The sequence below is a fragment of the Methanosarcina sp. A14 genome (assembly GCF_001729375.1).
Lineage (GTDB): Archaea > Halobacteriota > Methanosarcinia > Methanosarcinales > Methanosarcinaceae > Methanosarcina > Methanosarcina barkeri.
This window is the reverse complement of sequence record NZ_LZPK01000007.1, coordinates 1-8,613: the sequence shown is the minus strand read 5'-3', so window position 1 is coordinate 8,613 and position 8,613 is coordinate 1. Positions and strand designations below refer to the sequence as shown.

The following is an 8,613-nucleotide window of genomic DNA, read 5'->3' as shown; positions in this document are numbered from 1 at the left end:
TAAGGTAAGGTAAGGTAAGAGAAAAGAGGAAAAAATTGGAAAGAGAGAAAATTAGGCAGAAAAAGTTAGAGCAAGAAAAGCATGAAACCAGATCTTGGGACTGGAAGCAAAAGCACCCAATAAGGCAGATCTGACAGTGTTAAAATAAAAAGTAAAAAGGGAATTATCCCTTTATTACTTTACCTTTATTGCTTTACAGTTACTTTTTTGCAGCTTTTATTTTAATGGCTGACTTTTTAGTCTGCTGTACATGACAATTTCCAGCACCATATACAGTTACTTTTACGTCATAGGTACCAGGCTTTTTTATGATAAGCGAGCAATTGCAGATATGTTTTACCGTACAGTGTTTACAATAAGATCTGCAGGATGCAACTACCTTTCCATGTTTATCCAATACCTGGTATTGAACACTTTTAACAGTGCCTGACGTATAAGTTGTGAACCCGATTTTAGCTGGTGCTGTTCCAGTTGGGTTGTTTACTGTGAACTTGACAATTTTTACATTACACGCAGTACTAGATGAAGCTCCTGCGGTAGCAGTACATAATGTCAAGACCAATAACACTAATACAAAGAAATTTGTTGTTCGTTTCATCATTTTGTATGAATAGACAATCTTGATTATATAATTATAGAAACAATTTAAATAACTAAGATGTACTGAAAATAAATTTGAACATGTGACTTTTAGGTAAGTGCAGTAATTCATAACTCTAAAAACTTGAAGATAATAGTAGACCTTAGACAATTTGTGAATTTACTAGAGGGAATGTGATCCGAGTTTTAGTCCCAATATACTTTATAAGATTCAACAGTCTCCACTGGTAAGTTATACCCTCCTCCACTATTAAACAGGTACTGCGATTTATATATACGACCCTTGGCAATATTAACAATACACTCTATTATGTGGTCCGCCACCCTCAAGACTGTTAGTGCGGTTAATGAAGGTTAATCCGTGAGCCTATCCCGAAACTCAAAATTTGATTTTTGAATCTCGTATTTGGAGCAATCAATTGAATACTTAATCACTAAAATGATCCTCTAAATTCATGATGATTTAAAATAAAAATAGGTTTTGGGATAGGCTCATCCAATGAGAAGAAGTTAGTTGATCAGACTTATTATCTGAAAATTGTGACAGTTTTTATATGTCGGCTCCTCGAATTTAGTAATACAATTATACATTATAATAGCATTAGTTATTATTAATTTAACGAAAAGTATTAAATAGAAGTTCGCCATATATATCTTTGTTCAAAAGGCAAAGAAAAACCTCCTAAATCTATTAATCGAACTTGAGACTGTAAATTCCTCACCTGTAATAGCAGGCAGGTGGGGAGTTTCAGGTCCAGCGATTGAAATACTATCAAAAAATCAACAACATCATATCGCAAAAAGTTATGCTAAGCCTATAATGCTCAGGTATTGAGGTGTTATAAATATGCAGCAGATAACATTGCCTGAATGCGTTTATAGTGATCTAAATACGTTTATTTCTACATGTTATTCCAAACATTTACCACACCCTTTACTCATTGCCCAAGCATTTTGTTTAAGGTTCCAAGAGTACGGAAAAAAATATGGGCTTTCTACAATAACCGATAACGTAGAATATATTATAAACAACCATTATTAAATATTTAAATTTGGAAATACTTTTTTAAAACGCCAACTATATGAAAAAATGTACATTGCGTACTATTCGATGCTTTCTGGATGAAATGTCAATTACTATTTTAGAGTGTGCTACTTATCAAAAAGGAACATGTAGATTTAATTAGCTTTCATTATCGCTTCAATTAGCGTTAATTAGTTTTCATTATCGCTTCAATTAGCGTTAATTAGCTTTCATCATCGTTTTAACCACAGTTCTACCCACCTCTCCAGAAGCAAGAATAAACATTGAATGGTTGTCGCATTAAAAAATTGAACTTTAAACGGCTGAAGCAAAATCCTGAATCCCAGATTCTGAACCATAAAGTCATATTAGTCATCTTATGTCGTTTTTGTCACGCTCGACGTAGGAGAGCGGCCTTTCCGAAAAAGATGAAAAAGAAGAATATATAAGGCCCTTCAAAATAAGTGTATAAAGAAAGATGCCAAAATGCTTATTTCAGTTATATACATATAACTAGAGTTTACCAAACAAAAATACATCTTACAAATCAAAATTTTAGAATAATAACTAAAATTGAGTTTTAAAATGAAAAATTGAGTGTAATAATAGCTTTATTTTTCAACAAACTGCATTTATTTATAATAATGGAATTCGATCACATTTTTCCTTTATACACAATTTCACCTTAAAAAATGGCAGTGTCTCGAATTTACTGTAAATTTGAATTCAAGTTTTTACGTACTATATAGATAATTGATCTTCCGATATGGAATTTTCTACTCCATAACTTTTTGATATTTATGATTTTACAGAAAAATTGGAACACTATCTAAAAAAGGGCTAATTAGTATATAAATATGGAATTAAAAGCACAGATTTCATTTAAATATAACAAAAGTTAGTTTATAAGTGTGTTTTACTCTGAAAAACAACAGAAAAATACTTGATTTCAAAAATAAAGCTCATTAATCCTTAAAAAACGAACCAATATTTAAGGACCCTAAGAATATAAGAAACTGAATCTCAAAGGTGATAGCGAGTGATTGAACTAAATGCTGAAAACGTTTGCAACTATTTAATCACTGTTGCAAATAATTCAAAAAATACGATAACATATAGAGGATAGATGTTCTTCAAAATTCTTGACGATTCTGGAAATTAAACTGGATCTTATAGTTAGTAGAGATTAACTATTTATAAGCCGATATATATTATTTAATTTATATTAATAATCTGTATTATATTTTAAATCTTAATTTTTTTATTTAACTGCGTACTTGTATTCAGCCGAATTTAAGAGCCAAATTTGTAATTGGGGGGTAAAGAATGAAAATTAAATTAATAGTTTCTTTACTATTAATATGCCTGGTTTTTTCTATCGGATCTGCACAAGCACAGCTAGGGAGTAGAAGTTGCGAGCCTGTAACGATATCAGGTGTAACACCTGATACGTTTGAGTGCCTGAAAACAAATCTTCAGAACTATGGCATCGACGTTCCACCTGGAAACAAAGGAGAACTTTCAGGAAGAGGGATTACCGGAAGGTTTGAATGGGATGGACAGTCTAATCTTACTTTAACAATTACAAGAAAACCTGTTTTCATCAACTGCGAAACTGCAGACCGCGAAATAACACGCTTCATAGATGAATGCAAACGCATGTAAGAAAATGCTTGGTTAAAGGGCAGGTAGAAGTAAACTAGTGCAACGATTCTTAAATAAATACATAATAAGAAAATAATTACAGCTTATGACGTAAATATTGACACAAATATTATTTTAAAGTCGCATGGAACTCTGTAACACGGAAAAAGCAGCCAGTCGCAGAGTGATTTAATCTGGAATATTACACAACCACGAAAAACACAGAAAACACAGAAGAAACATGCCTTTCCTACTTATTTCCGTATCTTCCGTGCTTACCGTGGTTTTCTAAAAATTTATTTAGGATATACTTTGGAATCAATGTACTAGCAATAATTGTCGGACAGCCTGTGAAAAACGGAGTATTCGTGACCCTCTGCGCTCCCAAGGTAATGAATAAATGTAAATAAATGTCACATTATTTAAAGTGATGACTATAAATATATCAAGTTTAAATTTTTAGGTTATGATTTTCTAAGTATTTTAACTTTTAACAGTTTTCAGATTTCTTTGCTTGCAGCTTCGGATAAAGTCCTTATGTGGAAGCTTGAATCAAGCTCCTCTGCAAGCTTTCTGCATTTTTTCAAGTCAATTTCGGGTACATTAACTACTGTAACCCTTGTACTGATTCCTGCCTTCCTTGCTCCCTTGACAAAATCAAGTACTGCAGAATATGCATTTTTATGAATCGGTCTGCAGAGTTTGTTATATTTATCTTCGGACTCGGCATTCAGGCTTACGGAAACAGAGTTTAACCCTGCGGTTTTCAGTTCTGAGACTACATCTCTTCCCGGATTTATCAGGGCTGCCTGTCCATTAGTATCTAGTCTGACTCGAATATTCCGGCTTTTCAGCCAGCGGGTTACTGCTAGCACCACATCGAACCTGATTGTTGGCTCTCCAAGGCCTGTGAATACGATTTCTCTGTATTTTGAAAGATCCAGTCCTTCAAGGGCTCCGATAACTTCCTCTGTTGTCGGTTCTCTTGAAAGCCTCAGGTCATATCCGTAAACCCCGTCTGCAAAATTACGGATGCAAAAGACGCAGTCTGCACTGCAGCGGTTTGTGAGATTAATATAGAGATTTTTATGAGCTTCATAATAAATTGCGTCCATGAGATCAAAATTTCTGACATTCCTTATAACCATGACGTATTAGTTCATTTTTTATCCTGGAATTGGAAATAGCCTTATATATATGAATTTCTTATCAATCTACTTCTGCTTTTGGTCTATGACTCATGTTTTCAAGCAGAAAGTTTATAGGTGATCATGTACTTCTAAGGTTCGATCTGCAGCATTTAGCTAGCAGTATCTATGTTTCAACTCATTTACTCTCCGCATTGAAGTCCTATACGGTTTCGATTTAAGACTTGATTTCAATGTTGACAGATGTGTGTTAAAAACCAATGATTGATGAAAAATTGCGATACTCGCAATTTCGAAGGAGAATCTTATATGGCACAATTAGCTAAATTCGACGTTCCAGAAGAACTTACAAACAAAGCACTTGAAGCCCTGGAGCTTGCCAGAGATACTGGAAAGATTAAAAAGGGCACCAATGAAGCCACAAAAGCAATCGAAAGAGGCAATGCAAAGCTTGTCCTGATCGCAGAAGATATCGAGCCTGCCGAGATTGTTGCTCACATTGCTCCACTTTCCGAAGAAAAGAAAGCACCTTATATCTTCATCAAAAACCAGAAGGAACTCGGTGCAGCCAGTGGGCTTGGTGTGTCCTGCGCAACTGTTGCAATCGTAGATGCAGGAAAAGCAGGTGAAATGGTCCAGGACATTGCCCAGAAACTTGAAGCCCTTAAATAATCCTGATAACATGAGGTGCTAATTATGGCTGATGAAAACATAACCGGCGGCTTTGCTGCTGAGGTTATTGACGTTATCGGGAATACAGGTATGCATGGTGAAGCCAGTCAGATCCAGTGCAGGGTTCTGGAAGGCAGGGATAAAGGCCGTGTTATTACAAGAAACTGCGTGGGCCCAGTCCGCGTAGGTGATATCCTGATGCTTCTTGAAACCTCAAGAGAAGCAAAGAAACTGACCACCAGATAAGAAAGCGGTGAGACAATGGAACAGAGAAAATGCTATTTCTGCGGGAAGATGCTGGAGCCCGGAACCGGTAAGCTCTACGTCAAGAAAGACGGTTCTACCTACTACATTCACTCTTCCAAGTGTATGAGTAACTTCAATCTGGGTAGGCTTCCAAGACGTACCGAATGGACTGAAAAAGGTAAAATCCAGTTGAAGAAAGCATAAGAATTGTCAGTTTATTTGTTCGGATTATTAAGGTGTGCACATGGAACAGACATACGTTATGGTAAAGCCTGACGGAGTCCAGCGCGGGCTGGTAGGAGAAATAATCTCCAGAATCGAGAAGCGAGGTCTGAAAATCGTTGCCCTCAGAATGAACGTTATCAGTGAAGCCACTGCAAAAGAGCATTACAGTGAACATGCGGCCAAGCCTTTCTTCCCCGGCCTTGTCGGATTCATAACGTCGGGACCTTCAGTTTCAATGGTAGTTGAAGGAAAAGATGCAATTCGAGTTATGAGGGCTATAAACGGGGCTACAAATCCTGTAGATGCAGCTCCCGGAACAATCCGTGGGGATTTTGCTCTGGATGTAGGCAGAAATGTAGTTCATGCTTCCGATTCCCCAGAAGCTGCTGCAAGGGAAATTGCAATTCACTTTAAGGACTCCGAAATCGGGAACTATTCCAGGATTGACGAGGTCTGTCTGTACGAATAAAGCAGGTGCATCAAAGCCTTTTCGCGTTTCTGAAACTTCAGGACACGATTCAGGGCCTTTGTTTATCCGACCTGCAATTTGGGTCCGTCAGGGTAAACCCGGACCCTTCTGGACCTGCAGCAAATAAGACGCGGGAATGAGAGAGGTTTTGCATATGGCCGACAAGAAAAATTTGAGGACTCCTATAGTCTGCGTGATGGGGCACGTCGACCACGGGAAAACGACTCTGCTGGACAAGATCAGGGGTACTGCAATTGTCAGTGGAGAAGCCGGCGCTATCACCCAGCATATTGGGGCAACTGAAGTTCCAATAGATGTAATTATCAACAAGCTTGGAGACCCAAGGCTTCGGGATAGGTTCATAGTGCCAGGACTGCTCTTTATTGATACACCTGGACATCATGCCTTTACAACTCTAAGGAGCAGGGGAGGCGCTCTTGCCGATCTTGCAATCGTTGTAGTGGACATAAACGAAGGTTTCAAGCCTCAGACCTACGAAAGCCTGCAGATCTTAAAGCGGTTCAAAACTCCTTTTGTTGTTGTTGCGAATAAGATTGACAGGATTGGCGGCTGGGTTTCACAAAAAGACCTGCCTTTTGCGGTCACTTTCAAAAAACAGTCTGAGGACGTCCAGGCCCGGCTTGAGACAAAGCTCTATGAAGTAATCGGTGAATTATACAACCAGGGTTTTGCAGCAGAACGGTACGATAGGGTCACAAACTTCCAGAAAACCCTGGGTGTAGTGCCTGTAAGTGCCATGACAGGCGAAGGAATTCCTGATGTCCTGATGGTACTTTTAGGCCTGGCTCAGAAATTCCTTGAAGCAAACCTGCATTACAGTGCCAAAGGTCCCGGAGTCGGCACTGTGCTTGAGGTCAAGGAAGAAAAAGGGCTTGGTGCAACCCTGGATGTTATCCTTTATGACGGCACTCTGAAAAAGGGCGATACTGTTGTTATCGGAAGCCTGGGAAAACCAATCCAGACAAAAGTCCGTGCTCTCTTAAAGCCGAGGGAACTTTCTGAGATGCGTTATGAGAGCAAGTTCAAGCAGGTGAACAAGGTTACTGCTGCGGTTGGAGTTAAGATTTCAGCTCCAGGGCTCGAAGGTGCACTCGCAGGTTCTCCAATAAGGGTTGCTAACGAAGATACTCTTGACGAGATTGTAGACCAGATAAAATCCGAGATAGATGAGGTCAGGATTGATACTGGTGCGGTCGGAATTATGATCAAAGCCGATACTCTCGGCTCCCTTGAAGCCCTTGTCCATGAGTTCCAGAAAGATGAGATCTCCATCAGGAAAGCCGAAGTAGGAGATATCTCACACCGGGACGCAATTGAGGCTTCGACAGTTGAAGACCCGCTCTATTCGGTGATTATAGGTTTCAATGTCAAAGTTCACCCTGACGCCAGAGATTTCCTGCAGGAAAGCACTGTGAAGGTATTCACAAGTGACGTGATTTACCGCCTGGTTGAAGATTACCAGAAATATGTAAAAGAGCAGCAGGAACAGGCTGAAAAGAAGATTTTCGAAACAATAATCCGTCCGGGAAAATTCAAAATCCTTCCTGGCTGCATATTCCGCCAGAGTAAACCCGCAGTTGTCGGCATAAGAGTGCTTGGCGGAGTCGTGCGCACAAATGCCGATGTGATGCTTGAAAACGGAAACGTTGTAGGCAAGATCAAAGGCCTGCAGATCGAAGGAGAGAATATTCCGTCTGCAGGAATAGGCAAAGAGGTTGCAATGGCAATTGAAGGTGCAACCGTAGGCAGGCAGATCAAAGAGGAGGACGTGCTCTATGTCAACGTGCCTGAGAGGCATGCCAAAGTTCTTGAGCACGAGATATACGATTCCCTTTCAACCGATGAAAAGGAAACTCTTGATATTTTTCTTTCCCTGAAAAGAAAAGATAATCCTTTCTGGGCAAAATAATGCTTATAAGTGTATAATTATATTCAGAAATTATGTTCAGAATACACGGAAGGTTCAGGTAAAAATTCAGGAAAATCCGAGTAAAGTTTCGGATGAAGAGGCAAGGCAAAGGAATTATTAAAAGTAAATTTGATATTGGAGGATTTCACATGGCTAATTTCAAAGTTGTAGTTTCTGACCCAAAGGAAGGGCGTGCTTACCAGATCGATGTAAAAGACGCTGAAGCAAACGCATTAATCGGAAAGTCAATAGGCGACGTTGTTGATGGTGCTGTTTTCGGCCTGTCCGGTTACAAAGTAAAGCTAACTGGCGGTTGTGATGGCAGTGGTTTTGTTATGAAACCTGACCTTCTAGGTCCCAGAAGACAAAGAATCCTGATGGCAGTAGGTGTTGGCTATACCCCTAAACATCCAGGACAACGCAGGAGAAAGATGGTCCGTGGCAAAGAAGTTGCTCCTGACATTGTCCAGATTAATGCAAAAGTCGTTGAGTATGGGAGCAAATCCATAAAAGCTCTTCTCGGTCTCGAAGCCCCGGAAGAAGCTCCAGAAGAAGCTCCGGCAGAGTAAATTTCAATCAATTAAAGTCAAGTTCCCCGCCTGCGGGCGGGCTTTAAACACTTTTTATTTCGTCTATATTTGATTTTGATTTGATT

At 39.1% G+C, this 8,613-nt stretch carries 10 protein-coding genes; 8 read left to right on the top strand and 2 right to left on the bottom strand.

Translation table 11 applies throughout. From position 1 onward, the window contains the following. Positions 1 to 199: 199 nt before the first annotated feature. Positions 200 to 556 (bottom strand): hypothetical protein, encoded by a 357-nt coding sequence (locus tag A9239_RS00420; RefSeq protein WP_141706316.1) that lies wholly within the window; start codon positions 554 to 556, stop codon positions 200 to 202. Between the two features lie 2,394 nt (positions 557 to 2,950). On the opposite strand from A9239_RS00420, the gene A9239_RS00415 reads away from it, so the two are divergent. Beyond that, positions 2,951 to 3,289, top strand: coding sequence for a hypothetical protein (locus A9239_RS00415; RefSeq protein ID WP_048118874.1), 339 nt, complete (start codon positions 2,951 to 2,953; stop codon positions 3,287 to 3,289). Between the two features lie 479 nt (positions 3,290 to 3,768). On the opposite strand, the gene A9239_RS00410 is transcribed toward A9239_RS00415, so the two are convergent. Continuing rightward, positions 3,769 to 4,416, bottom strand: a complete 648-nt coding sequence (locus tag A9239_RS00410; RefSeq protein ID WP_048118877.1) for a TatD family nuclease-associated radical SAM protein — start codon at positions 4,414 to 4,416, stop codon at positions 3,769 to 3,771. 309 nt (positions 4,417 to 4,725) lie between these two features. Between A9239_RS00410 and rpl7ae the strand changes: the two genes are divergently transcribed. The 7 genes from rpl7ae to A9239_RS00380 all read left to right on the top strand — a co-directional run bounded on the left by rpl7ae (position 4,726) and on the right by A9239_RS00380 (position 8,527). Beyond that, positions 4,726 to 5,088 (top strand): 50S ribosomal protein L7Ae, encoded by a 363-nt coding sequence (gene rpl7ae / locus A9239_RS00405; RefSeq protein WP_048118879.1) that lies wholly within the window; start codon positions 4,726 to 4,728, stop codon positions 5,086 to 5,088. Positions 5,089 to 5,112: 24 nt separating this feature from the next. Continuing rightward, positions 5,113 to 5,334 carry a 30S ribosomal protein S28e gene (locus A9239_RS00400; protein ID WP_011308299.1) on the top strand — a complete coding sequence of 74 codons (222 nt, stop codon included), beginning with the start codon at positions 5,113 to 5,115 and terminating at the stop codon, positions 5,332 to 5,334. Positions 5,335 to 5,349: 15 nt separating this feature from the next. Continuing rightward, positions 5,350 to 5,538 (top strand): 50S ribosomal protein L24e, encoded by a 189-nt coding sequence (locus A9239_RS00395; protein WP_011308298.1) that lies wholly within the window; start codon positions 5,350 to 5,352, stop codon positions 5,536 to 5,538. Between the two features lie 40 nt (positions 5,539 to 5,578). Beyond that, positions 5,579 to 6,028, top strand: a complete 450-nt coding sequence (gene ndk, locus A9239_RS00390) for a nucleoside-diphosphate kinase (RefSeq protein WP_048118882.1) — start codon at positions 5,579 to 5,581, stop codon at positions 6,026 to 6,028. Between the two features lie 5 nt (positions 6,029 to 6,033). Further along, on the top strand, positions 6,034 to 6,168 hold the full coding sequence (locus tag A9239_RS19995) for a hypothetical protein (protein WP_255361873.1): 135 nt from the start codon (positions 6,034 to 6,036) through the stop codon (positions 6,166 to 6,168). A 14-nt stretch (positions 6,169 to 6,182) separates the two neighbouring features. Further along, positions 6,183 to 7,958 carry a translation initiation factor IF-2 gene (infB, locus tag A9239_RS00385; RefSeq protein ID WP_048118885.1) on the top strand — a complete coding sequence of 592 codons (1,776 nt, stop codon included), beginning with the start codon at positions 6,183 to 6,185 and terminating at the stop codon, positions 7,956 to 7,958. A gap of 149 nt (positions 7,959 to 8,107) precedes the next feature. Then, complete coding sequence (locus A9239_RS00380) at positions 8,108 to 8,527, top strand: 30S ribosomal protein S6e (protein ID WP_048123041.1); 420 nt, start codon at positions 8,108 to 8,110, stop codon at positions 8,525 to 8,527. The last annotated feature ends 86 nt before the right edge of the window (positions 8,528 to 8,613 follow it).

Bases quoted from the DNA above. Each gene is read 5' to 3' on its own strand.
- A9239_RS00395 (WP_011308298.1), top strand. From the start codon at position 5,350: ATGGAACAGAGAAAATGCTATTTCTGCGGGAAGATGCTGGAGCCCGGA.
- ndk (WP_048118882.1), top strand. From the start codon at position 5,579: ATGGAACAGACATACGTTATGGTAAAGCCTGACGGAGTCCAGCGCGGG.
- A9239_RS00400 (WP_011308299.1), top strand. From the start codon at position 5,113: ATGGCTGATGAAAACATAACCGGCGGCTTTGCTGCTGAGGTTATTGAC.
- A9239_RS00380 (WP_048123041.1), top strand. From the start codon at position 8,108: ATGGCTAATTTCAAAGTTGTAGTTTCTGACCCAAAGGAAGGGCGTGCT.
- infB (WP_048118885.1), top strand. From the start codon at position 6,183: ATGGCCGACAAGAAAAATTTGAGGACTCCTATAGTCTGCGTGATGGGG.
- A9239_RS00415 (WP_048118874.1), top strand. From the start codon at position 2,951: ATGAAAATTAAATTAATAGTTTCTTTACTATTAATATGCCTGGTTTTT.
- A9239_RS00410 (WP_048118877.1), bottom strand. From the start codon at position 4,416: ATGGTTATAAGGAATGTCAGAAATTTTGATCTCATGGACGCAATTTAT.
- rpl7ae (WP_048118879.1), top strand. From the start codon at position 4,726: ATGGCACAATTAGCTAAATTCGACGTTCCAGAAGAACTTACAAACAAA.